Raw genomic sequence first — 23,920 nt, 5'->3', positions numbered from 1 at the left:
TCGTAATAGATAATTCCGAATTTCGGGTTAAGGTGGTCACGAAGATGGACAAGCGAGGGAATCGCCATGCTGGACGCGACGATGATCGAACGAGGCCTGAAGCGGTCAGGCAAGAGCAAGGGCGGGCTGGCCCAGGCCATGGGCGTCCGCCCGGGCGCGGTCTCCGAAATCCTCGGCGGCGAGCGCCTGGTCAAGGCGTCGGAAATCCTGCCCATTATGGAATACCTTGAGCTCAATCTCTCGCCGATCATGGGCCGGGTCGGCGCCGGCGCCGTAATCGAGCCGGAATATGAGCAGGTCCCGCCGGAAGGACTTGGCGACGTCGTACTGCCCTTCCCGATCATGGAGGAGACAGTCGCGTTCGAGGTCATGGGCGACTCGATGCTGCCCAAGTACGAGAATGGCGACGTGATCGTGGCCTACAAGGAGCAACGTTTCCCGCTGTCGAGCTTCTATGGTGAGGAGGCCGTGGTCCGGCTGAAGACGGGAGAGCGCTATCTGAAGACCATCGAACGAGGCAAGACCCCCTCGGTCGTCAACCTCGCCAGCTTCAACGCCAAGCCGATCGTCGGCGTGAAGCTGGAATGGGTCGGCGAAATCTGCCTCACGATGCCCAAGGGCCAGCTCGAGCGCCTGCGCGCCAAGTCGGCCCGCGCCCGCAAGGGTAAGGGCAAATAACGCGGGGCCTGTTCGAGATCACAGAGCTCGATTTCCGATTTTTGGAAATCGAGACTTGACTGGATTCCTATTTTCAGAAATACTGCAGCTTGCCTCGATGCGGGCAGGGAATCTTGATGCAGTATTTCGTCGTGATGATCGATTATGGCCGCCGCGGGCGCGAAGCTGTGGTCGACCCCGAAATCTCCCGGCGTGAGGTCGTCTCGCGCGTCGCCTCCGGTGAATACGGAAATATCTGCTTCATCCACGAAATCAGCGGGTCCGCGGTCGAGGACGTGACCGAGGACATTCTCACCCAGGCCGCGCTGCCAGAAGTTGCGCCTGGCGAAGTCGATCTCCAGGCGGACCGGTTCGATCACGCCCGCGACCTGCGCAAGCACGAACGGTCATGATGCAGGCCGCGAGCGGCCTGCATCATCATCCGATCGGGCATTATACCAACAGCACGGTCGACCCTGTGGTCTTGCGCGCCGCGAGATCGGCATGCGCCTTCGCCGCGTCCTTCAGCGGATAGGTCTGGTGGACCTCGATCTTGACCGCGCCGGACTTCACGACGTCGAACAGTTCACCTGCCATCGCGACCAGGTTCTCGCGCTTCGCCGCGTAAGTGAAGAGCGTCGGGCGGGTGACGTAGAGCGAGCCCTTCTGCGCGAGCAGGCCGAGATTGAGCGGCTCGACCGCGCCGGAGGATTGGCCGAACAGCGCGACGACACCGAGCGGCGCCAGGCAATCCAGTGACTTCAAGAAAGTGTCCTTGCCGACTGAATCATAGACGACCGGCACCTTCTTGCCGCCGGTGATCTCTTCGACGCGCTTCACGAAATCCTCGCGCGTGTAGATGATGACGTGATCACAGCCATGCGCCTTCGCGAGCTTGGCCTTCTCGTCGTTGCTGACCGTGCCGATCACTGTCGCGCCGAGATGCTTCGCCCACTGGCTCAGGATAAGACCGACGCCGCCGGCTGCCGCATGCAGCAGGATGGTGTCGCCCGCCTTCACACGGTAGGTCTGCCGGATCAGATACTGCGTCGTGAGCCCTTTCAGCATCATTGCCGCTGCGGTCTTGTCGTCAACGCCGTCAGGCAGCTTCAAGAGCCTGTCGGCGGGAATGAGCCGCGCCTCGGAATAGGCGCCAAGCGGTGAGGCGCCGTAGGCAATGCGATCACCCGGCTTCAAATCGCTGACGCCGGGTCCGACCTCCTCGACCACACCGGCCGCCTCGCTGCCGAGCCCGCTCGGCAATTGCGCGGGATAGAGACCCGAGCGGTTGTAGATGTCGACGAAATTGAGACCGACCGCGGTGTGACGGATGCGCGCCTCACCCGGACCGGGCTTGCCGACCTCGACTTGCTCCCAAACCAGGACTTCCGGACCTCCGGTCCTGTGAAAACGAATGGCATGCGTCATGGGTGTTTGCTCCCTTATTGTTGGAGTGTTCGTCGAAGAAGCGGGCTGGGCTGTGAAATAGGCATTTAGTCCGCCCGTTACAGTACAGAGACGTTACAAGAATGTCACAGCGAACGACAAACGCCCGCCGTTCCGCCTCTGTTCGAAAGAGTTGATGACGGCGCTCACGCCACCGGCGGTAGATTCTGCGCGGGGTTTGGTGGTCGCTTGCGAAGGAGAGCCGAGATGCCAGCCTATGTACAGCATCATCAGGGCATCGAGATCGCGCCTGTGATTTGCCCTAGCTGCATGGGGTTCCTGCCCATGTATGTGCGCGAGGTCGAGCCGCATTGGAGCCTTGCCAGAATCGACTTCGTCTACGAATGCGCCGATTGCGGCGGCGAGGTGCGGCAGACCATCCGCAAACCTGAGTTGCTGCGTCACTGATCGAGACCGCCGAGCCTGCGCTCGCATATTTGCGCTGAGCGGAAAAATGCCATCAGCGCAATGCGTTCCCCGATAATCGAGGCTTGTCCTTTGTCCGGAAGGGGGGCAGAACAAGCCTCAAGCAGGACCACCGGGAGCGCCCATTCGTGGCTGATCAGAAGGCCTCGACCTCGATCGAGGCAGTGGAGAGCGGCCTCGCCGCGCAAGGCTATATCGCGAGCCGGCAGATCGCGACCGCAGTCTATTTGTCGCAACAGATCGAGAAGCCGATCCTGGTCGAGGGGCCCGCCGGCGTCGGCAAGACCGAGCTTGCCAAGGCGATCGCCGCCTGGCGCGGCATGAAGATGATCCGCCTGCAATGCTACGAGGGCCTCGACGAGGCCAAGGCGCTCTACGAGTGGAAGTACGCCAAGCAGCTTCTCTACACGCAAATCCTCAAGGACAAGCTCGGCGAAGTGCTCGGCGGCGCGCAGACGCTGCACGCCGCGCTCGACCAGTTGCATGATTTCGGCGACGTCTTCTTCTCCAAGGAGTTCGTCGAACCGCGCCCGCTGCTACAGGCACTCGAGCAGCCCGGCGGCTGCGTGCTGCTGATCGACGAAATCGACAAGTCGGACGCAGAGTTTGAATCGCTGCTGCTGGAAATCCTGTCTGATTTCCAGGTCACCATTCCCGAGCTCGGCACCGTCTCGGCGATCACCCCGCCGACGGTGATCCTCACCTCCAACAGCGAGCGGGATCTCGGCGACGCCTTGAAGCGGCGCTGCCTGCATCTGCACATCGGCTTCCCCGAGCAACGGCTGGAGGAGCGCATCGTCGAGAGCCGCGTGCCCGGCATCTCGCAGACGCTGCGCCGGCAGATGGTCGGCTTCATCCATGAGATTCGCACGCTGGACCTGAAAAAACTGCCCTCGGTCAGCGAGACCATCGACTGGGCACGCGCGCTGGTGCTGTTGCAGTCTGGCGAGCTCGACACCGATATCGTCAAGGACACGCTCAACGTGCTCCTGAAATACGAGGCCGACATCGAGGCGGCGGCGCCCCACGTCACGACGTTCATTGCCAAGGCGGCGCGGTCCAACGTCTTCGGTTGACACCGATGCGGGAGAACCTCCATCGCTTCTTTCGTGCGGCACGCGGCGCCGGCGTCCACGTTTCGCCCGCCGAAAGCATCGACGCGATGCGCGCGGTCGCGCAGGTCGGTTTTTCCGACCGCGGCATCTTGCGCGATGCGCTGCTGCTGACGCTGGCGAAGTCGCAGGACGAGAAGCTCGCTCTCGGCGACTGCTTTGATCTTTTCTTTAGACAACCGGAGCCGCGCCAGGAGCGGCCCAAGACCAACGACAACGATACGCCTCCGGCGGGCAGACAGCCGCCCTCTCCCGGCACGACGAATGACGCGGGCGGCGGTCCGCCCACCGACGGCCTGGGGCCGCTAGCTCAGATGCTGCTCTCGCAGGACCGCAACGCGATCGCCGCAGCGATCGCCAGCGCCGCCAGCGCCGCGTCGCTGTCCGACATCCGCTACTCCACCCAGCGCGGGATCTTTTCCAGCCGCATCCTCGACGCGATGGGCATTCAGCGCCTGCGCGACGATCTCGACGAACTGACCGCGGCCAACCCCTCGCTCGCCGAGCGTCTGCGCACGGCACTCGAGGGTTTGCGCGAAGCCGTCCGCGACACAGTCTCGCAGGGGCTCGCGCTCTATGCGCGCGAGGAGGCCGAAAACCTGCGCAACGAGATCTTGCGCAACGCGCCCCTTGCCCGGATTGAGCCGCGCCAGGTCGAGGAGATGCGCGCGCTGATCCGCAAGATCGCGCGGCGCCTGCGCGAGCGCTATTGCAAGCCGCGCAAGCGCCAGCGCCGCGGCCATCTCGACGTCCGTCGAACGCTGCGCCGCAACGCCGCCTGGGGCGGCGTTCCGTTCCTTACCGCCTGGAAGCGCAAGCACCGCGACCGGCCGAAGATCGTGGCGCTGTGCGACGTCTCGGGTTCCGTCGCTCGCGTCTCCGACTTCTTCCTGCTCCTGATCCACTCGCTGCACGAGGTGGTCGACGACGTCCGCTCCTTCGCGTTCTCCTCGCATCTGATCGAGGTCAGCGACATCCTGGAATCGAACTCGCCCGAAGCTGCGATGGCCGAGATCATGTCCAAGGTCGGCTTCGGCTCATCCGACTACGGCTCTTCCCTCGACGACTTCGAACATGAGTTCATGAGCACGCTGACGCCGCAAACCACTGTGATCGTGCTGGGCGACGCCCGCAGCAACAATCTCGATCCGCGCGCCGACATCTTGCGGCGCATTTCCGAGCGATCGAAGCGACTGGTCTGGCTCAATCCCGAGGGCCGCATGGTCTGGGGCTTTGGCGACTCCGAGATGCCGCGTTACGCGACATTTTGCAGCGTGGCGCGACAATGCGCCACCGCGCAACAGCTCGAACGCGCCGTGTCAGATATCGTGGCGAGCTATCAGTAAACCGCTGAAAGTCGACTAGCTGGCGGCTGGGCGCAGATCGCTATGAGCCAGATTGCACTCGCGAAAATGGTAGGCGATCTCGTCGAGGGCCCGCCGCTCCCACTCTTCCGCCTGCGCGAGCCAGAAAACCCTGCGATCGGAATCCAGCGCCGCACGTTCCCGGCAAAAGGATTCCTGACTGCGAATTTCCACCAGCCTATTCATGCACTCCACTCCTGCAGCGTGAAGCTTATTCCGCGCTTGTCAACGTAGCAGAGTCTAGAACGGCTTGTCTCATGTTCCTGTGCCCATCGCAGCGCAGAATGGGGCAGGCCTCCTTCCCGTGCACTGCGGCAATTCGCAACGCACCATCAACTCCAGATCATAGAGAAGTGATCGAGTATCTGGACGATATCCGCATGCGCGCGATCTTAACTATTGCGGCGCGATGATCTCAGGCATTCGTGAAGAGATGTTCTAAACAGTCAATCGAATTCCCGACTCAATGTCGTCGCATGGTTTTCATGCTGCACCGCTAATCGGTGCACGAACGGCCCAGATATTCGAGGCAACATGAACGACGATTTCGACTTCGATCTTTCGCCCGACCAGTGGGAAATCTTGAAAGCATTGCGCTGTCCGGCCTCGCAGCATCGTTTTTCGAAGGAGCATGCGATCGCAGACCTCGTCAAACTCGGCCTCGTTGCGATCAAGGACGGCGTGCCCGCCATGACATCATCCGGCCGTAAGGTGCTGGTGCGCGGATCGTGCCGGCTGCTGGATCTGGCGGCGTAGCCCCGCCTTCAGAATATCTGCGGGATCACGATCGCGTAGGAGATGAACACGACGCCCAGCCCCCACAGCATCGCCGGAACCTGCGTGCGGCGCCCCATGGTCACCTCAAGATGACGTTCGAGCCCATCGCCGGCGCAACGGCGAGCGGCAGGTTGGCCAAAGGCCCATCATTATCGAGCCGAAGATTGCGGCGAGTGCCGTGGCGCTGACGAGATCGGCGCGATCCATCCCGGCGTTGGACTTGATCGCCGGGTTCACCGCGATGATATCGGCCATCGCCGCGAAGTTAGTCGCACCGGCCATGACGTCGCGACCAACGCTGGTTCCGCGCTGGGTGAGGCCGAAGATGCGATCGAGCGGGCTTCGGTATCGTCGGCTGTGGCTGCACGACCTGCATCGGCAACTCCGGGCCGCTTGCACCACGCATGGCCAGTGCGGTGTCCGAAAAGCAAATGGTGCCGGTCGCCGTGCTGTCGGGCAACCGCAAATTCCTCGGCCGTGTGCATTCGCACAAGCTGCAGCGCCCGGTCGTTGTCGTGGCCGGCGAGCGCTACGGCATGGGCTCGTCGCGCGACTGGGCGGCGAAGGGCGTCGCGCTGCTCGGCGCGCGCGCCGTGCTGGCGCTGAGATTCGAAAAAGATTTGTCCTCCTCTTGAACGGAAAATATTCCGCCCCTAGGTCGCTTTGCAGCACGGAAGGCCGCTTGACCACCTATCTTCAATCAAGACGGAAAAGGAGGGAAAGTCATGGCTGCCAAGGACGTGAAATTCTCGACCGACGCTCGCGAACGCATGCTTCGCGGCGTTGACCTGCTGGCGAATGCGGTAAAGGTGACACTCGGGCCGAAGGGCCGCAATGTGGTGCTGGAAAAATCCTTCGGCGCCCCGCGCATCACCAAGGACGGTGTCACCGTCGCCAAGGAGATCGAACTCGAGGACAAGTTCGAGAACATGGGCGCGCAGATGGTGCGTGAGGTCGCGTCGAAGACCAGCGACGCCGCGGGTGACGGCACCACCACCGCAACAGTGCTCGCTCAGGCGATCGTCAGGGAAGGCGCCAAATCGGTCTCCGCCGGCATGAACCCGATGGACTTGAAACGCGGCATCGACCTCGCAGTCGATGCGATCGTTGCCGACCTCGAGGCACACGCGAAGAAGATTACCTCGAACGCGGAAATCGCGCAGGTCGCCACCATCTCGGCCAATGGCGATACCGAAATTGGCCGCTACCTTGCCGAGGCCATGCAGAAGGTCGGCAATGAAGGCGTGATCACGGTCGAGGAGGCCAAGAGCCTCAACACCGAGCTGGAAGTGGTCGAAGGCATGCAATTCGACCGCGGCTATGTCTCGCCCTACTTCGTCACCAACGCCGAGAAGATGAAGGCCGAGCTCGAGGATGCCTACATCCTGATCCACGAGAAGAAGCTCACTGCGCTGCAATCTCTGCTGCCGCTGCTGGAATCGGTGGTGCAGTCGGGCAAGCCTCTGCTCATCATCGCGGAGGATATCGAAGGCGAGGCGCTGGCGACGCTCGTCGTCAACAAGCTGCGCGGCGGGTTGAAGGTCGCTGCGGTGAAAGCCCCCGGTTTTGGCGACCGCCGCAAGGCGATGCTCGAGGACATTGCGATCCTCACCGGCGGCACTACGGTCTCGGAAGATCTCGGAATCAAGCTCGAGAACGTTGCACTGAACATGCTGGGCCGCGCCAAGAAGGTCGTGATCGAGAAGGAGAACACGACCATCGTTAATGGCGCCGGCGCGAAAAAGGATATCGAGGCGCGTACCGCGCAGATCAAGTTGCAGATCGAGGAGACCACCTCCGATTATGATCGCGAGAAGCTGCAGGAGCGGCTGGCCAAGCTCGCCGGCGGCGTGGCGGTGATCCGGGTCGGGGGCGCGACCGAGATCGAAGTGAAGGAACGCAAGGACCGCGTCGAGGACGCGCAGCATGCAACCCGCGCGGCGGTCGAGGAAGGCATCCTTCCCGGCGGCGGCGTGGCGCTGTTGCACGCCACCAAGGCGCTTGACCGCATCAAGACCCAAAATGCCGACCAGAAGGTCGGGGTTGGCATCGTGCGCCGAGCGCTCCAGATCCCCGCCCGCCAGATCGTCGAGAATGCCGGCGAGGACGGTTCGCTCGTTGTCGGCAAGCTCATGGAGAAAGACAGCTACAACTGGGGCTTCAATGCCGCGACCGGCGAGTACCAGGATCTGGTGAAGGCCGGCGTGATCGACCCTGCCAAGGTCGTTCGCACGGCACTGCAGGACGCAGCCTCCATCGCCGCCCTCCTGATCACGACCGAGGCGCTGGTCGCCGACAAGCCGAAGAAGGCAGAATCAGGGGCCGGCGCCCCCGCGATGGACTTCTGATGCCCGATCGAGCCCGGCCCCACAGGGCCGGGCTCGTCCCGATGGATATCCAGCCGATGGGGACGCGCCCCTGGCAGCGCAGGCTTCGCGTCGCCCCGGAATGACGGCACAAGGGAACGTGGATGCCCGGGGCGAGCCTGGGCACGGCGACCAAAAACGCAGAGGAATGGCTTCATTTCCGTCAAAGCCGCGACAATCTGGCACGGATGTTGCTACTTTTTGGCGTCCAAGACGCGTCAAACCGGGGAAGTTCACCATGTCGACCATCACCGCGGCGCCGGCCGCCGAGCCGAAGCCGCTTTACACCTCGCTGTTCGTCCAGGTTCTGGCGGCGCTGGTACTCGGCATCATCCTTGGCATGACCGTCCCGGACTTCGCCATCGGCCTCAAGATCCTGAGCGACGCCTTCCTCAAACTGATCTCGATGATCGTGGCGCCGATCGTGTTCTGCGTGGTCGTGCACGGCATTGCCGGCGCCGGCGATCTCAAGAAGGTCGGCCGGGTCGGCGTCAAGGCGCTGGTCTATTTCGAGGCGATGACGACGGTGGCGCTCGTCGTCGGCCTCATCCTCGCTTACGTCTTCGGCCCCGGCCATGGCATGAACATCGATCCCTCGACGCTCGACGCCAAGGCGCTCAACACCTACGCCGACAACGCCCACAAGCTGCAGGGCGCGGGTATCGGCGCATTCCTGCTCAACGTCATTCCGTCGACCTCGTTCGACGCGCTGTCGCGCAACGACGTGCTCCAGGTGCTGTTCTTCGCCGTGCTGTTCGGCGTCGGCCTCGCGCTCGTCGGCGGCGAGAAGGGCAAGCTCGTCACCACCATCATCGATGCGGCCTCCACCGTGCTGTTCCGCGTCATGGGGCTGATCGTGCGGGTCGCCCCGCTCGGCGTGCTCGGCGCGGTCGCCTACACCGTCGGCAAATATGGCGTCGGTTCGCTGAAGCAGCTCGTCTCGCTGGTGATGCTGTTCTATGTATCAGTCGGCATCTTCGTACTTGGCGTGCTCGGCGGAGTGATGGCGCTGGCCGGAATCAACATTCTCAAATTCCTCGCCTACCTGCGCGAAGAGCTGACCATCGTGCTCGCGACCGCCTCCTCCGACGCGGTGCTGCCGCAGATCATGAAGAAGCTCGAGCGGATGGGCGTCAAGGATTCCGTGGTTGGACTCGTGATCCCGACCGGCTATTCCTTCAACCTCGATGCCTTCTCGATCTATCTCACGCTTGCCGTCGTGTTCATCGCGCAGGCGACCAACACGCCGCTGTCCTTCGGCGATCTCCTGCTGGTGCTTGGCGTGTCCCTGATCACCTCAAAAGGCGCCCATGGCGTGCCGGGTTCGGCGATCGTGATCCTTGCAGCGACACTCAACGCGGTGCCGAGCATTCCGGCGATCGGTCTCGTGCTGGTGCTCTCGGTCGACTGGTTCATCGGCATGGCGCGTGCCGTTGGCAACCTCATCGGCAATTGCGTCGCCACCGTCGTGGTCGCCGCTTGGGAAGGCGATCTCGACCGCGCCAAGGCGGCGCAGGTGCTGGACGGCGGCGAGACCGTGGACGTGACGGCGGGTTAAGCCGCCTCGCGCACGCGGCACTTACTCTCGTTGTAAGGCGAGAAGGGAAGGCTCCTAGTCTAGACTAGCCTTCCCGCGGCCGGAAATTCTCGATCACTCTGAGCAGCACGCGCGCGCCGGCGTCGGCGTCGGCGGGCTCGACGTGCTCGTCAGGGTGATGGCTGACGCCGCCGCGGCAGCGGACGAAGATCATGCCGACATCGGCGATGTCGATGATGGCCATGCCGTCATGGCCGGCCCCGCTCGGGAGCTCGAAGACGGCAAAACCTTCCGCTGCGATCGCCTGCGCGATCTGGCCCCTCAGCCAAGGCGCGCACGGCGCGGTGCGGTTCTCGTGGGTGACGTCGAGCTGGAGCAACAACTGCCGGCGCCTGGCTATCGCCTCGATCTGGCGGACGACGTCGGCGACCGCGCGCTTGCGGTGCATGTCAGTCGGCGCACGCATGTCGATGGTAAACGACACTTCGCCAGGAATGACGTTGGTCGCGCCGGGTTTTGCGTGGATGTAGCCGACGGTGCCGACGAGCCCACCCTCATCGGTGCGGCAGAACTGCTCGATCGCGGCGATGCATTCGGCCGCACCCGTCAGCGCGTCGCGGCGGAGCGCCATCGGCACGGTGCCGGCGTGGCCGGCCATGCCAGTCAGCCGCGCAGCGAGACGTGTCGCCCCGGCGATCGCGGTAACGACCCCGATCGGGAGATTTTGCGCTTCCAGCACCGGCCCCTGCTCGATGTGCAGTTCGAGATAGGCCAACAGCTCCCGCCGCGTCCGCGCGGCAGCTCCAATGTGATCGGGATCGAGGCCGAACTGCACGAGCGCATCGCGCATCGAGACGCCGTCGCGGTCGCGCGTGTTCAACACGCTCTCGTCGAACGCGCCGGCAACCGCGCGGCTACCGAGCAGCGTGGATGCAAAGCGCACGCCCTCCTCGTCGGCAAAGCCGATGACCTCGATCGCGAACGGCAGGCGTTTGCCGCAGCGGTTCAGCTCGGCGACGCAGGCAATCGCCGTGATCACACCTAGCGGACCGTCCCATTTGCCGGCATCGCGCACGGTGTCGTAGTGCGAACCCAGCATCAGGCACGGCAGCCCCGGCCGCTCGCCCTCGTAGCGGCCGCAGACGTTACCGATCGCATCGAGATGCGCACGCATGCCCGCCTCGCGCATCCAGATGAGGATGAGGTCGGCGGCGGCGCGCAATTCCTTGCTGAGATAGATCCGCGTGAGTTTGCCCGCGTCCTCCGAGATGGCGCCAAGCTCGTTGATACGACGTACGATCTCCTCGCCGAGCGAGCCATTTTGAACGGCGATACCAGAAGCCATCTCGCTCAAACTTTCCATCCTGCAGGCCGCAAACGCTCAAGGGAGGCCACATGACCATCGATACACAAGTTCGGTGCCAGCGCACGCTTCACGCGCGGGTCCGACTCGCGGACTGGTTAGCATGAATGCCGGGCCGGCAGACCATCTGGGACACCGAACGGCCGTTAAGAGTCGGGTTAATGCTGCTTAACTACCTTGCATACAATCGAGAGATACTGCCTATAAATTAATCTGTCCACCGCCTGCCCTAAATTCGAACTCAAAAAATATCAGTTATTTCACAATGACTTAAATGCAGATGCTCGCGCGATAACCTCTGGCACGAAGCTTGCGACATCCTATTCCGGCTGCCCCTGACTGGCGGTGGCCAAGAGAGAGGGCGGACCATCCGCCAAGGGAGCATCCAATGGATTCTGGCAGGATTTCACGACGGCATTTGTTGCGAGGTGGCGCGGCGCTCTCCTTGGGAGCGGCAGTCGGTGTCCGCCCGGCTTTCGCGGCCGAGACGACCATCGGCTTCATCTATGTCGGCTCGCGCGACGACTATGGCTACAACCAGGCACATGCGCAGGGCGCGGCGGCACTGAAGAAGATTCCGGGCCTGAAGGTGGTCGAGGAAGAAAAGGTGCCGGAGACCGATGCGGTCGAGAAGACCATCGAGTCCATGATCAACCTCGATGGCGCCACCCTGCTCTTCCCGACCTCGTTCGGTTACTACAACCCGCACATGATCAAGATTGCGACCAAGTACCCGAAGCTGCGCTTCGAGCACTGCGGTGGCCTGTGGACCGACAAGGATCCGAAGAACGCCGGCAGCTATTTCGGCTATATCGACGAAGCCCAGTACATCTCCGGCATCGTCGCGGGCTACACCAGCAAGAGCGGCAAGCTCGGATTCGTAGCTGCAAAACCGATCCCGCAGGTCCTGCGCAACATCAACGCCTTTACGCTCGGCGCGCGGCTCGCCAATCCGAAGGCGACGACGCAGGTGATCTTCACCGGCGACTGGTCGATGCCGGTCAAGGAGGCCGAGGCCACCAACAGCCTCATCGACCAGGGCGTCGACGTGCTCACCTGCCATGTCGACGGGCCGAAGACCATGGTCGAGAACGCCGCCCGCCGCGGCGCCATGGTGTGCGGCTATCACTGCAACCAGTCGGCGCTGGCCCCGAAGGCCTATCTCACCGGCGCCGAGTGGAACTGGGAGGCGCTCTACCCCAAATTCGTCAAGATGATCGCCGCGGGTCAGGAGATTCCGAACTTCTATCGCGGCGGCCTCAAGGAAGAGATCGTCAAGGTGTCGCCCTATGGCGAAGCGGTGTCCGCCGAAGCGCGCAAGCATGCCGACGACATCAAGGCAAAGCTCACCGCCGGCAACTACGTCATCTTCAAGGGGCCGATCACCGACAACAAGGGCAAGACGGTGATCGCCGCCGCGACCGCGCGCGGCCAGCAAGATCCGGAGCTCGAAAAGATGGACTATCTGGTCGAAGGCGTGATCGGAGCGACTTCGTGACAACGGAAGCGGCGGATCCCGTCGGTGCGGTCGGGGCCGTCGCCCCGGCGGCCGAGTTGGGATTCCTCCAGCGCCACGGCGCGAGCATCGAGTACATCCTGATCCCGGGCGCGGCGCTGGTCGGCGCGCTCGCGGTGTTCGGCATCTTCGTCGCGATGTTTGGCAAGAACCCGCTCGATCTCTATTTCTACATGTACCAGGGCGCATTCGGCACCTGGTTCTCCTGGCAGAACACGCTGACGCGCGCGGCACCGCTCATCCTCACAGCGCTGTGCACGGCCCTGCCGGCGCAGCTCGGCATGGTCGTCATCGGCGGCGAAGGCGCGCTCCTGATCGGCGCGCTGTCGGCAACCAGCGCGGCGCTGGCGCTACAAGGCGCAACGCCGTTCGTGATCCAGATCGCGATGGTCTGCGCCGGCGTGATCGGTGGCGGACTGTGGATCATGCTATCCGGCGGCTTACGGCAATATCGCGGCGTCAACGAGACGATCTCGAGCCTCTTGCTCGTCTATCTCGCGCTCGCCATCCTCAACCATCTCGTCGAAGGCGCGATGCGGGATCCCGCAAGCCTCAACAAGCCCTCAACGCGCGAGATCGGCGCCGCCAACATGATCGGCAGTATCCCGGGCACCGACGTGCACTGGGGCATCGTCTTCGGCCTGGTCGCCGCAATCGCTGCCTACATCCTGATCTATCACACCGTGTTCGGCTTCGCCGCGCGCGTCGCCGGTGGCAACATCCGCGCCGCGAAGATCGTCGGACTCGGAGTCAACAAGCTCATCCTCACGATCTGCTTCCTCGCCGGCGGCGCGGCGGGGCTCGCGGGCATGGTCGAGGTCGCTGCCGTGCAGGGCCGCACCAATGCCAATCTCGCGGCCGGCTACGGCTTCACCGGCATCCTGGTCGCCTTCCTCGCGCGGCAAAATCCGCTTGCGATCGTTCCGGTGGCGATCCTGCTCGGCGGCATCAGCGCCAGCGGCGGGCTGTTGCAGCGCCGCCTGGGGCTGCCCGATGCGTCCGTGCTGGTGCTGCAAGGCATCATCTTCGTCTTCGTGCTGGCAAGCGATGCGCTCTACGGCCGCATCGGATTTCTCAAGGGGAAGTCCTGAGATGGCGGATGGCTCGATCGGACTGTGGACCGTGCCGCTCGCCGTGTTCGGCGGCGCCATTCGCGTCTCCACGCCGTTCCTGTTCGTGAGCCTGGGTGAATGCATCACCGAGCGTTCCGGCCGCATCAATCTCGGCCTCGAAGGCACGTTGGTGATGGGCGCGATGAGCGCCTATGGCATCTCCTATCTCTCCGGCTCGCCGTGGCTGGGCGTGCTCGCTGCCGGCATCACCGGTGCCCTCCTCGGCGCGTTGCATGCCGGCGTCTGCTCACTGCCGCGTGTCAACGACATCGCCGTCGGAATCGCGCTCATGCTGTTCGGCACGGGCCTCGCGTTCTATCTCGGCAAGCCGTTGATCGAGCCCACAGCACCGCGGCTGCCCGCGATCGATTTCGGCTGGTGGAGCGACATCCCGCAGGTGCGCGCGGCGCTGCGCATCAACGTCATGTTCCTGATCGGCGTCGCGCTCGCACCCATCCTCTACTGGGCCTTCAGCACCACGCGGTGGGGGCTCCTCATCCGCACCACCGGCGAAAGCTCGGATGCGGCACGCGCGATGGGCCATTCCGTTCTCCTGATCCGGCTGCGCGCTACCATGATCGGCGGCTTTCTTGCCGGTATCGGCGGCTCGTTCCTGTCGCTGTTCTATCCCGGAAGCTGGAACGAGGGCCTGTCCTCCGGCCAGGGCATCACGGCGGTCGCGCTCGTGATCTTCGCACGTTGGGATCCGATGCTGTGCCTGTGGGCCTCGCTCGCCTTCGGCGGCGCCGCGGCGCTGGGACCAGCGCTGCAATCGGTCGGCGTCACCTCCGGCTATCATCTCTTCAACGCTGCGCCCTACATCCTGACGCTGGCGATCATGATCATCACCTGCTCGCCGAAGCGCACGCTGACCGGCGCGCCGGCCGAATTGTCGATCACTCGCTAGAGAACCAATCCATGCCCGACCGCCACATCAAGTCCGAGCCCTACGCCTGGCCCTACAATGGCGACCTCCGCCCCGAAAACACGGCGCTGATCATCATCGACATGCAGACCGATTTCTGTGGCGTCGGCGGCTATGTCGACAAGATGGGCTATGACCTGTCGCTGACGCGGGCGCCGGTCGAGCCGATCAAGAAGCTGCTCGCGGTGATGCGCAGCCAGGGCTTCCACATCATCCATACCCGCGAAGGCCACCGCTCCGATCTCTCCGACCTGCCCGCCAACAAGCGCTGGCGGTCGCGGCAGATCGGCGCCGGGATCGGCGATCCCGGCCCGTGCGGCCGTATTCTCGTGCGCGGCGAGCCCGGCTGGGAGATCATCCCCGAGCTCGCACCGATGCCGGGTGAGCCCATCATCGACAAGCCCGGCAAGGGCTCGTTTTGCGCCACCGATCTCGAACTGATCCTGCGCGTCCGCGGCGTCGAGAACATCGTGCTCACCGGCATCACCACCGACGTCTGCGTCCACACCACCATGCGCGAGGCCAACGACCGCGGCTTCGAATGCGTGCTGCTGCACGATTGCTGCGGCGCGACCGACAAGAGCAATCATGACCACGCGCTGAAGATGATCAAGATGCAGGGCGGCGTGTTCGGCGCAGTCTCGACCTCGGACGCGCTGATCGGAGCGATCTCGTGATCATCGGCGAGACAGCACCGCCCGCAGGCGCCTTCGGCGTCGACGCCATCGCCATGACCATGCGCTTCGGCGATTTCCTCGCGCTGGACAAGGTCGAGCTGAAGGTGCGTCCCGGCTCCTTCCATGCGTTGCTCGGCGAGAACGGGGCCGGCAAGTCGACGCTCGTCAAATGCATCATGGGCTATTACCACGCCACGGAAGGCGACATCCTGATCGGCGGCCGCCAGCAGGCGATTGGCAATCCGAAGGAAGCGCACGCGCTTGGCCTCGGCATGGTCTACCAGCATTTTACGCTGGTGCCGGCGATGACGGTCGCGGAGAATCTCGTGCTCGCGCGCGACGACGTTCCGACGGTGGTGGATTGGTCCAAAGAGAAGAAGGAGCTCGAGGCGTTCCTCGCGCGGATGCCATTCAAGGTGCCTCTCAACGCGAAGGTCTCCGATGTTTCAGCCGGGGAACGGCAGAAATGCGAGATACTCAAGCAGCTCTATCTGAAACGGCGCTTCCTGATCCTGGACGAGCCGACCTCGGTGCTGACGCCGGCGGAAGCCGACGAGGTGCTCGGTATGCTCCGCGACATGGTGGTCAAGCGCGAACTGACGATTCTGATGATCACGCACAAGTTTCGCGAGGTCATGGCCTTCGCCGATGAGGTGACGATCCTGCGGCGCGGCAAGCTCGCCGGCCAGGGCAAGGTCGCCGAGCTCACGCCCGACGCCATGGCGCGCACCATGATCGGCGCCGAGCAGTTGACCGTGCAGCCCCCGCGCACCGGTGAAACAGGCCAGACGAGGCTGGAGCTGGCGAAGGTCCGCGCGCTCGACGATGCCGGCGCCATTGCGGTGCACGATGTCTCCCTTACGGTACGCGCCGGCGAGATCGTCGGCATCGCCGGGGTCTCTGGCAACGGGCAACGCCAGCTCGTCGAGGTGCTGGCCGGCCAGCGCGAGGCCGAGAGCGGCGAGATCCGCGTCGCCGGCGATTCTTATCGCGCGCGCCGCGAGGAGATGCGCCGGCACAAGATGTCGCTGTTGCCGGAGGAGCCGCTCAAGAACGCCTGCGTCGGCGGCATGAGCGTCGCCGACAACATTGCCTTCCGCGAATTCGACCGCGCGCCCTTTGCGAGCCTCGGCTGGTGGCTCAACCGCGGCGCATTCCGCGACGACGCCCGGAAGAAGATCGCGCAATACAAGATCAAGACGCGCACGCCGGAGACGCCGATCTCGGCGCTGTCAGGCGGCAATGTCCAGCGCGCGGTGCTGGCGCGCGAGCTCGGCGGCGATGTCGAGGTGCTGGTCGCGGCCAATCCTTGCTTTGGCCTCGACTTCGCGGCGGTGGCCCAGATCCACGCCGAGATCATGGCGGCGCGCAATCGGGGCGCGGCGGTGCTGCTGGTCAGCGAGGATCTCGACGAATTGCTGGAGCTGTCCGACCGGCTGGTGGTGATGTTCCACGGCGAATTCGTGTATGAAGCACGGACCAGCGAAGCAGACCTCACCGTTGTCGGCCGTCACATGGCGGGACATTAACTGGGAGTAGCGATGAGCGGCGCATCGGAACGCGACGAGCACTTCTTGCGCCTTTCGTTTGAAGTCGCCCGCCGCTCCCTTACCCATGGCAACCACCCGTTTGGCTGCCTTGTGGTCGATGTAGACGGCAACGTGCTGATCGAGGCCGAGAACGGCTACATGCCGGACCATGACGGCACCGCGCATGCCGAGCGTCTCGCCGCCACCCAAGCCTGCCGCGCGCTGAGCCGCGAGGTGCTCGCCAAGGCAACCCTCTATTCCTCCGCCGAACCCTGTGCGATGTGCGCCGGCGCGATCTACTGGGCCGGCATCGGCCGCGTGGTCTATGCCTTGAGTGAGCACCGCCTGCGCGGCGTCACCGGCAACCACCCGGAGAACCCGACTCTCGATCTTCCCTGCCGCGAGGTCTTCGCCAGCGGCCAGCGGCCGACCGAAGTCGTCGGCCCGCTTCTGGAAGACGAAGCCGAAGCCCTGCATGATGGCGTGTGGACGAAGTCGACCCAGTCGTAGCAACCATTAAATGGTGGCTGTGTTCTACGCCCTTTTGATCATCCGAGCCCGCCACGATGACGCCGTACTCGCGTCCGTCAAGGCGTGGCCTGGCGGCAGATAAGGTGAGTTCTGGCGAGCGACGGCCAGCCTTGACGGACGCTGCGCGCGGCGTCGTGAGAGGCCGTAGGTCGGGACGAAGAAACTCGTCCCGGTCCAACTAAGAAACAGAGAAGGATCGCACCGGCGGTTCGCCGCACCATGGCGTGCCGCGAGCCACCACTGTGTTGGCAAAGATGAGCATCTTCCTGGCACAGGCAACGAGCGCGCGCTTGTGTTCCTTTCCGGCTGCGGTCAGCCTGCGGTAGAGCTCGATGAGCTGTGGATTCCATCGAAACGATGCAGCCAGTGAAGCGGTATAAAGGGCGCGACGCAGCCGCTTTCGTCCGCCTTCAATATGCCGAACCCCGACCTGGTCGCCGCTGTCGTCGTCATAGGGCGCAAGTCCGGCGAGAGCGACAGCTTGCTCCCGTGTGATCCGGCCGATCTCAGGCAGACGCACCAGGATGGCAACGGCGGTCGGCAGCCCGATGCCGTCGACGCTGTTGATCAGCGCAAGCCTCTTGGCAAGGTCGGGATGCTTGCAGATCGAGGCGACCAGAGCCTTGAGTGCGGCCTTCTCACGTTGTTCCAAACGCGCGATATCCTCATGCCAGAGCTGGTTAATCCCTACATTGCGGCAGCTCTCGATCCTGTTCTTGAGGCGCGCGATATCCTCGCCGATCTGATCGATCATGGTCAGTTGCTCGGCGAATGGCCGCAACCGAGGATCGGGAGCGGCATGGATCTTCCGCACCGCTGCGGTGCAAGCTGCGATAAGAGCAGCATCGATCTTATCGTTCTTGGCCCGCCGCAAGTGGAATTTGGCATAGGCCCGGACCTGAGCCGGCTGAAACACCACAACCACAAACCGCTTGCGTCGCAGTTCAGCGACGACAGGCTGTTCGTAACCGCCGCTCGCCTCGATGCCGATGCGCTTGACGCGATGCTGTCGCAGCCACGCCAACAAAGCCTCGTGACCTTCCGACGTGTTCTCCACCTGCAACTGCTCGCGGCGGCCCTCGATCGCCACATCAAGCTTCCGTTTGCCGGTATCGACCCCGGCACAGGTCGTGGTATGCTTGCCCATCTTCGTCGATCCCTCCCTTGTTATGCGAACCTCAAGTTCGTTCAACCATTCGGGTCCCGATGAAGTGCCGGTCGCGATCTCGCTACGTCGGACAGCCCTTAAGGCTTCGATGGGTACCGATCCGATCGAACGGCGACCCAGCTCGGGCCGTCACCCGGGCTGGGCCATTCCTCACGGAACGGCACCATCATAAGAGATCGGGCTAATACAAGGATGGGTTAGTAAACGCTCTAACTCCTCATCCTGAGGAGCTTGCGAAGCAAGCGTCTCGAAGGATGTGGGCCACAGGCCGGGCCTCATGGTTCGAGACGCGCTTCGCGCTCCTCACCATGAGGGTTAGTGACACAGCAAGGTTAGCGCAGCGTAACCCACCACTTCTTTTTAAGCGCGGAAAGAAGGAGGTGGGTTACGCCTTCGGCTAACCTACCCTACGCCCCTCGTGCGATCAGAACTTCAGAGTGACACCACCATAGACCGTGGACTCGGTGCAGCTCTTGGTGCTCTGGCCGGTCGCCGCGACCGTGCAGACGCCGGGCATGGCGTTGTGGTCGAGGCCGAACTTGTTCTGCCAGTAGCGATAGGCGACCCAGAGATCGACGAAGTGCGAGTACTTGTCACCCCACACCGCCTTCGAGGCTCGAAGGTCAGACGGATCGGCTCGCTGTTCAGCTCGGTCTTGGACGCCGTGGAGAACCGGCCGACGCCCGAGAGCGCAGGAAGGCCGTTGGAGTCGCCCTTCGGTCCATACCAGCCGGCGCGGCCGCTGATCGACCAGTACTGCATGTTCGGCGGCAGGAAGCCGAGATCCATGTAGTAGTTGATTTCGACCGCCCAGGTGGGGTTGTAGCTGACGTTGCCGTCCGAGTTACAGACGACGCCTGCCGGCCCGGTAACGAACAGGCCGCACTGGGTGAAGGCGTTGTGGTTCGAGAACTCCCAGTACATCAGGGGCGCGACGTTGATGTAGCCCTTGTAGGGAAGATCGAAGGCGAACTGCAGACCGGCGACGACGTCGCGCTTGGCGGGCGCGAGGAAATTGTTCTCGGTGTTGCCGTCCATACCGACTTCGAACGAGACGTTGTGCAGCGGGCCGGCGGTGAAGCCCTTGGTGTTGAACAGCTCGTTCCAGCCGAAGGTCGAGCGGAACAGGCCGTAGATCTCGGTCGCGCCGGCGCAGTCTGGCAGCGCCGCCGGTGATGGTCACGAGCCAAGCCGCCGGTGGCCAGCGTAGCAAGAGACAGCGCCGTTGCTGCAATTGCCGTGAAACGAAACGACATCCTGAACACCCCCAAAATTGAAGCTTCAGAAATCAAGCCTCGTTGGGTGCGACACTTGCGCCGTTCCCTGGAGGTGAGAAGCCTCAACTTGCTTCAACGCCTGCTGCAGGTTTCAGCAGAAGATTTGCGGGGGGTTAGGACTTTTCGCCAAGCTTCATGCGCGGCAATGCGCGCGCCAGGGCACGTTGCGCAGGCCCTGCCAGATTTTCCCGGTTGTTTTTATTTGCCTTTTGTGCCCGGCACAAAACGACACGCTGAGCCCGAACCCGCGGCGTCACGGTGCCGGCGCAAAGCATACGAGGCGAAAGCGTTGGTTTGCCCAAGTTGTCGTCAAGCCTGCATAGGCGGTTCCGATTTGGCTTGAACCGTCACAAATTTGCAACAAACACTTACCGCACAACTACGGACTCGCTAAAACTGCCGCTCGAGAATCGCAAATGGACGGCGAATCCTCTCGTTTGCCGAAGCGTTGAGCAAGGCATGACGTTTTTTCGCTACTTACGCGGCGGATCAAACTAGCCCACTATTGAGGCAGAGGCACTTTACCCGACCCACGAATGTCAGACGCGATGCCCAACAGCCTGCATACCGGGGAGCTACCGCTGCTCCAGACGATCGGGCTCACCAAGCGCTACGGCGACTTCCTCGCCAACGCGTCGATCGACATTGATATATTTCCCAGGGAGATCCACGCTCTGCTCGGCGAGAACGGCGCCGGCAAGTCGACGCTGGTCAAGGCGATCTACGGCCTGATCCAGCCAAGCGCCGGCGAAATTCGCTGGAAAGGCGAAAGGATCGCGCTGTCCGGCCCGTCGGAAGCCCGCAGCCGCGGCATCGGCATGGTGTTTCAGCATTTCTCGCTGTTCGAGAATCTCACCGTCGCCGAGAACGTCGCGCTCGGGCTCGACGGCAGCGAGTCCTTCAAGGACATGTCGGCGCGGCTGGAGCAGGTCTCGAAGACCTACGGCCTGCCGCTCGATCCCAGGCGCGAGGTCTGGCAATTGTCGGTCGGCGAGCGGCAGCGCATCGAGATCGTGCGTGCCTTGATGCAAGATCCCAAATTCCTGATCCTGGACGAGCCGACCGCCGTGCTGACGCCGCAGGAAGCCGACCAGCTCTTCATCGTGCTCGAACGGCTGAAGGCTGAGGGCCGCGCGGTCCTCTACATCAGCCACAAGCTCGAGGAGGTGAAGCGGCTGTGCGACACCGCCACCATCCTGCGGGCCGGCGAGAAGGTCGCAACCTGCAATCCGCGGCAGGAGACGGCAGCCTCTCTCGCCCGCATGATGGTGGGCGGCGAGATTAAGGAGGTCAAGGCCGCAGCCGGCCGGCAGACCACCGTGCCGCGGCTCGTCGTCAACGATCTCACGCTCGCGCCTGACGAGCCGCACGGCGTGCGGCTCGAGCACATCTCGCTCGAGCTCAAGGGCGGTGAGATCCTGGGCATCGCGGGCGTCGCCGGCAACGGCCAGGACGAACTCTTCGCAGCCTTGTCGGGCGAGCGGCTGTCGAAGGATCCCGGCACGGTGGTGATCGAAGGCATCGCCGCCGGACATTTGTCGATCACCCAGCGCCGCAAGCTGGGCGCGGCTTTTGTCCCCGAGGAGCGGCTCGGCCATGGCACCGCGCCGCGCATGCGACTGTCGGAAAACGCACTGCTGACGGGCCACGCCGCAAGCGGCATGGTCAGGCACGGCTTCATTGATACGGCGGCCACGTTGAAGACCGTCGACAAGGCGACCGAGACCTTCGACGTGCGCAAGGCCAAGCGCGATCCGGAAGCGGCCAGCCTCTCCGGCGGCAACTTGCAAAAATTCATCGTCGGCCGCGAGATCCTGCGCAACCCGGCCGTGCTGGTGGTCAGCCAGCCGACTTGGGGCGTGGACGCGGGCGCGGCCGCCGTCATCCGCCAGGCGCTCCTGGATCTCGCCGCCGGTGGCGCGGCCGTGCTGGTGACGAGCCAGGATCTCGACGAGCTCGCTGAAATCGCCGACCGTATCGCGGTGATGTTCCACGGCCGGCTGTCGGCGCCGCTCGCAGCCGGCGAAGCGACACGCGAAAAGCTGGGCCTGTTGATGGGCGGCAGCAGCCTGGACCAGAGGGAGGTCGCGCATGCAGCTCGTGCTTGAGAAGCGCGCCGAGCGCTCCAACACGATCGCGCTGGTCTCGCCGCTGATCGCGATCGGCCTCACGATCGTGACCATGAGTGTCTTGTTCGCGATCCTCGGAAAGAATCCACTGCTCGCGCTACAGGCCTATTTCATCGCGCCCCTGACGGATGGCTACTCGCTCCAGGAGATCGCGGTGAAAGCCACGCCGCTGGCGATGATCGCGATCGGGCTGTCGCTCTGCTATCTCGCCAATGCCTGGAACATTGGGGCCGAAGGCCAATTCCTGATTGGCGCGGTCGCCGGAAGCTGGATCGCGGTGAAGACGCAGGGCACGGACGCCGGCGCCTGGGTGCTGCCGGTCATGCTGTTGCTCGGCGCGATCGCGGGCGCGCTGTACGCCCTGATCCCGGCGATCTGCAAGGTGAAGTTCGGCGCCAGCGAAATCCTGACCAGCCTGATGCTGGTCTATGTCGCCGACCTCTTTCTCGACTATCTCGTGCGTGGCCCCTGGCGCGATCCACACGGTTTCAATTTCCCGACCACGGCGGAGTTCGATCCCGTGGCGACGGTCCCGGTGCTGATCGAAGGCGGGCGGCTTCATCTCGGCTCGATCATCGCCCTCCTGGTCGTCGCGGCGGCGGCGGTGCTGCTCGGACGAACCATCAAGGGGTTCGAGATTCGCGTGGTCGGCGCTGCGCCGCGCGCGGCGCGGTTCGGCGGCTTCAACGCCAACCAGCTGATCATCCTGACCTTCGCCGTCTCGGGCGCGCTTGCGGGCCTTGCCGGCATCATCGAGGTCGCGGGCCCCGTTGGGCATCTGCAACCCGGCATCTCGCCCGGATACGGTTTTACCGCCATCATCGTCGCCTTCCTCGGCCGCTTGAATCCGATTGGAATATTGGTTGCAGGCCTTTTCCTCGCATTGACCTTCATCGGCGGCGAGCAGGCCCAGATCGCAATGAAGATCCCGCTGGATGTCACCAAGGTTTTTCAGGGCATTTTGCTGTTCTACGTGCTCGCCTGCGATTCCCTGATCCTGTACCGCTTCCGGCTGATCTTCCCGAACCGTCAGGTGGCCCGTGGAACTGGTTGAAGCCATCATCCTGTCGGTGCTTGCCGCTTCGACGCCGCTGCTGATCGCGGCGACGGGCGAGCTCGTGACCGAGCGCTCAGGCGTTCTCAACCTCGGCGTCGAGGGCATGATGATCATGGGCGCGGCCTGCGGCTTTGCGGGCGCGTGGCTCACGGGCTCGGTCTTCGTCGGCGCGCTCTGCGGCATCGCCGCGGGCACGCTGATGTCGCTGGTCTTCGCGCTGATGGCGCTCGGGCTAGCAGTCAATCAGGTTGCGACCGGGCTCGCACTGACCATCCTCGGCGTCGGCCTCTCCGGTCTAATCGGCGCGAGCTTCGTTGGCGAGCGCATCGCGCCGGCACCGCATCTCAATATCCCCATCCTCACCGACATCCCGCTGATCGGCCGAGTCGTCTTTGGCGAGGACGCCTTCGTTTATCTCTCGATCGCGCTGATCGTCGGCGCCTGGCGGTTCCTGTACCGAACGCGCGCCGGTTTGATCCTGCGCGCCTGCGGCGACAACCACGTCTCAGCGCATGCGCTGGGCTATCCGGTGCTGCGCATCCGCACCCTTGCGGTGATGTTTGGCGGCGCCTGTGCCGGACTTGCCGGCGCCTATCTACCGCTCGCCTATACGCCGTTCTTCATCCCCGGCATGACTGCGGGCCGCGGCTGGATCGCACTGGCGCTCGTCGTGTTCTCGTCGTGGCGACCGGGGCGGCTCGTCGTCGGTGCTTACCTGTTCGGCGCGGTGACGATCCTGCAACTGCACGCGCAGGGCTGGGGCATCGGCATTCCCTCGCAATTCATGTCGGCACTGCCGTATCTGGCGACGGTGATCGTCCTGGTGCTGCTGTCACGCGCGCGCACCGGCGGCTCCACCGCGCCGGCCGCGCTCGGCACCGTGTTCGTGCCGGATCGTTGATGGATTTCCGCGACGTGCGCGATGGGGCGCGCACGTTGCGGATTGTGGCT

22 protein-coding genes and 2 pseudogenes are annotated in these 23,920 nt (G+C 63.8%); 19 read left to right on the top strand and 5 right to left on the bottom strand.

Annotated features, from left to right (window positions below):
- Nucleotides 1–66: 66 nt before the first annotated feature.
- Both QA640_RS14015 and QA640_RS14010 read left to right on the top strand, forming a co-directional pair.
- Nucleotides 67–678 carry a S24 family peptidase gene (locus tag QA640_RS14015; protein WP_283041228.1) on the top strand — a complete coding sequence of 204 codons (612 nt, stop codon included), beginning with the start codon at nucleotides 67–69 and terminating at the stop codon, nucleotides 676–678.
- 116 nt (nucleotides 679–794) lie between these two features.
- Complete coding sequence (locus QA640_RS14010; RefSeq protein ID WP_283041227.1) at nucleotides 795–1,070, top strand: hypothetical protein; 276 nt, start codon at nucleotides 795–797, stop codon at nucleotides 1,068–1,070.
- A gap of 40 nt (nucleotides 1,071–1,110) precedes the next feature.
- Here the strand turns inward: QA640_RS14010 and QA640_RS14005 are convergent, their stop codons facing one another.
- A complete protein-coding gene (locus QA640_RS14005) occupies nucleotides 1,111–2,085 on the bottom strand; it encodes a quinone oxidoreductase (RefSeq protein WP_283041226.1) in 975 nt (324 codons plus the stop codon).
- Between the two features lie 225 nt (nucleotides 2,086–2,310).
- Here QA640_RS14005 and QA640_RS14000 point away from each other — a divergent pair, with 225 nt between their 5' ends.
- The 3 genes from QA640_RS14000 (at nucleotide 2,311) to QA640_RS13990 (ending at nucleotide 4,987) form a co-directional block, all read left to right on the top strand.
- Nucleotides 2,311–2,511 (top strand): hypothetical protein, encoded by a 201-nt coding sequence (locus tag QA640_RS14000; RefSeq protein ID WP_283041225.1) that lies wholly within the window; start codon nucleotides 2,311–2,313, stop codon nucleotides 2,509–2,511.
- A gap of 146 nt (nucleotides 2,512–2,657) precedes the next feature.
- Nucleotides 2,658–3,605: a MoxR family ATPase gene (locus tag QA640_RS13995; RefSeq protein ID WP_283041224.1), complete on the top strand. Its 948-nt coding sequence runs from the start codon at nucleotides 2,658–2,660 to the stop codon at nucleotides 3,603–3,605.
- A 5-nt stretch (nucleotides 3,606–3,610) separates the two neighbouring features.
- Complete coding sequence (locus QA640_RS13990) at nucleotides 3,611–4,987, top strand: VWA domain-containing protein (protein WP_283041223.1); 1,377 nt, start codon at nucleotides 3,611–3,613, stop codon at nucleotides 4,985–4,987.
- Nucleotides 4,988–5,002: 15 nt separating this feature from the next.
- Here QA640_RS13990 and QA640_RS13985 read toward each other — a convergent pair whose 3' ends face one another.
- A complete protein-coding gene (locus QA640_RS13985) occupies nucleotides 5,003–5,191 on the bottom strand; it encodes a hypothetical protein (protein WP_283041222.1) in 189 nt (62 codons plus the stop codon).
- A 348-nt stretch (nucleotides 5,192–5,539) separates the two neighbouring features.
- Between QA640_RS13985 and QA640_RS13980 the strand changes: the two genes are divergently transcribed.
- The 5 genes and pseudogenes from QA640_RS13980 (at nucleotide 5,540) to QA640_RS13960 (ending at nucleotide 9,706) form a co-directional block, all read left to right on the top strand.
- Complete coding sequence (locus QA640_RS13980) at nucleotides 5,540–5,761, top strand: hypothetical protein (protein ID WP_283041221.1); 222 nt, start codon at nucleotides 5,540–5,542, stop codon at nucleotides 5,759–5,761.
- Between the two features lie 359 nt (nucleotides 5,762–6,120).
- Nucleotides 6,121–6,267 (top strand): annotated as a pseudogene (locus tag QA640_RS13975) (aconitase family protein); the annotation flags it as partial.
- Nucleotides 6,262–6,417 (top strand): hypothetical protein, encoded by a 156-nt coding sequence (locus QA640_RS48310; protein ID WP_349253747.1) that lies wholly within the window; start codon nucleotides 6,262–6,264, stop codon nucleotides 6,415–6,417. The pseudogene QA640_RS13975 and the gene QA640_RS48310, both read left to right, overlap by 6 nt.
- Nucleotides 6,418–6,507: 90 nt before the next feature.
- Nucleotides 6,508–8,130, top strand: coding sequence for a chaperonin GroEL (gene groL, locus QA640_RS13965; RefSeq protein ID WP_283041220.1), 1,623 nt, complete (start codon nucleotides 6,508–6,510; stop codon nucleotides 8,128–8,130).
- A 256-nt stretch (nucleotides 8,131–8,386) separates the two neighbouring features.
- Complete coding sequence (locus tag QA640_RS13960) at nucleotides 8,387–9,706, top strand: dicarboxylate/amino acid:cation symporter (protein WP_283041219.1); 1,320 nt, start codon at nucleotides 8,387–8,389, stop codon at nucleotides 9,704–9,706.
- A gap of 64 nt (nucleotides 9,707–9,770) precedes the next feature.
- Here the strand turns inward: QA640_RS13960 and QA640_RS13955 are convergent, their stop codons facing one another.
- The gene (locus QA640_RS13955; RefSeq protein ID WP_283041218.1) at nucleotides 9,771–11,030 is read right to left on the bottom strand and encodes an allantoate amidohydrolase; all 1,260 of its coding nucleotides are present in this window, start codon (nucleotides 11,028–11,030) and stop codon (nucleotides 9,771–9,773) included.
- 406 nt (nucleotides 11,031–11,436) lie between these two features.
- On the opposite strand from QA640_RS13955, the gene QA640_RS13950 reads away from it, so the two are divergent.
- From QA640_RS13950 to QA640_RS13925, 6 genes are read left to right on the top strand one after another with little or no spacing between them, the layout of a single operon-like run.
- Nucleotides 11,437–12,546, top strand: coding sequence for a BMP family ABC transporter substrate-binding protein (locus QA640_RS13950; protein WP_283041217.1), 1,110 nt, complete (start codon nucleotides 11,437–11,439; stop codon nucleotides 12,544–12,546).
- A complete protein-coding gene (locus QA640_RS13945; RefSeq protein WP_283041216.1) occupies nucleotides 12,543–13,655 on the top strand; it encodes an ABC transporter permease in 1,113 nt (370 codons plus the stop codon). Before QA640_RS13950 ends, QA640_RS13945 begins: the two co-directional genes overlap by 4 nt.
- 1 nt (nucleotide 13,656) lies before the next feature.
- Nucleotides 13,657–14,583 (top strand): ABC transporter permease, encoded by a 927-nt coding sequence (locus QA640_RS13940; RefSeq protein WP_283041215.1) that lies wholly within the window; start codon nucleotides 13,657–13,659, stop codon nucleotides 14,581–14,583.
- Between the two features lie 11 nt (nucleotides 14,584–14,594).
- The gene (locus QA640_RS13935) at nucleotides 14,595–15,278 is read left to right on the top strand and encodes an isochorismatase family cysteine hydrolase (protein WP_283041214.1); all 684 of its coding nucleotides are present in this window, start codon (nucleotides 14,595–14,597) and stop codon (nucleotides 15,276–15,278) included.
- Nucleotides 15,275–16,807 (top strand): ABC transporter ATP-binding protein, encoded by a 1,533-nt coding sequence (locus tag QA640_RS13930; protein WP_283041213.1) that lies wholly within the window; start codon nucleotides 15,275–15,277, stop codon nucleotides 16,805–16,807. The genes QA640_RS13935 and QA640_RS13930 overlap by 4 nt, the downstream gene beginning before the upstream one ends.
- Before the next feature lie 12 nt (nucleotides 16,808–16,819).
- Complete coding sequence (locus QA640_RS13925) at nucleotides 16,820–17,317, top strand: nucleoside deaminase (RefSeq protein WP_283041212.1); 498 nt, start codon at nucleotides 16,820–16,822, stop codon at nucleotides 17,315–17,317.
- 199 nt (nucleotides 17,318–17,516) lie between these two features.
- Here QA640_RS13925 and QA640_RS13920 read toward each other — a convergent pair whose 3' ends face one another.
- Together QA640_RS13920 and QA640_RS13915 are read right to left on the bottom strand one after the other, a co-directional pair.
- Nucleotides 17,517–18,485 carry an IS110 family transposase gene (locus tag QA640_RS13920; protein ID WP_283041210.1) on the bottom strand — a complete coding sequence of 323 codons (969 nt, stop codon included), beginning with the start codon at nucleotides 18,483–18,485 and terminating at the stop codon, nucleotides 17,517–17,519.
- Between the two features lie 445 nt (nucleotides 18,486–18,930).
- Nucleotides 18,931–19,676, bottom strand: a pseudogene (locus QA640_RS13915) (hypothetical protein); the annotation flags it as partial.
- A gap of 643 nt (nucleotides 19,677–20,319) precedes the next feature.
- Here QA640_RS13915 and QA640_RS13910 point away from each other — a divergent pair.
- The 3 genes from QA640_RS13910 to QA640_RS13900 are packed head-to-tail and all read left to right on the top strand — an operon-like array spanning nucleotide 20,320 to nucleotide 23,870.
- Nucleotides 20,320–21,891, top strand: coding sequence for an ABC transporter ATP-binding protein (locus tag QA640_RS13910; RefSeq protein ID WP_283041208.1), 1,572 nt, complete (start codon nucleotides 20,320–20,322; stop codon nucleotides 21,889–21,891).
- Nucleotides 21,875–22,966: an ABC transporter permease gene (locus tag QA640_RS13905; protein WP_283041207.1), complete on the top strand. Its 1,092-nt coding sequence runs from the start codon at nucleotides 21,875–21,877 to the stop codon at nucleotides 22,964–22,966. Before QA640_RS13910 ends, QA640_RS13905 begins: the two co-directional genes overlap by 17 nt.
- Nucleotides 22,953–23,870, top strand: coding sequence for an ABC transporter permease (locus tag QA640_RS13900; RefSeq protein ID WP_283041206.1), 918 nt, complete (start codon nucleotides 22,953–22,955; stop codon nucleotides 23,868–23,870). The genes QA640_RS13905 and QA640_RS13900 overlap by 14 nt, the downstream gene beginning before the upstream one ends.
- Nucleotides 23,871–23,920: the final 50 nt, after the last annotated feature.

This window comes from Bradyrhizobium sp. CB82 (assembly GCF_029714405.1).
GTDB lineage: Bacteria > Pseudomonadota > Alphaproteobacteria > Rhizobiales > Xanthobacteraceae > Bradyrhizobium.
Note: the sequence above shows the minus strand (reverse complement) of the source record. Positions and strands in the feature narration are given on the sequence as shown.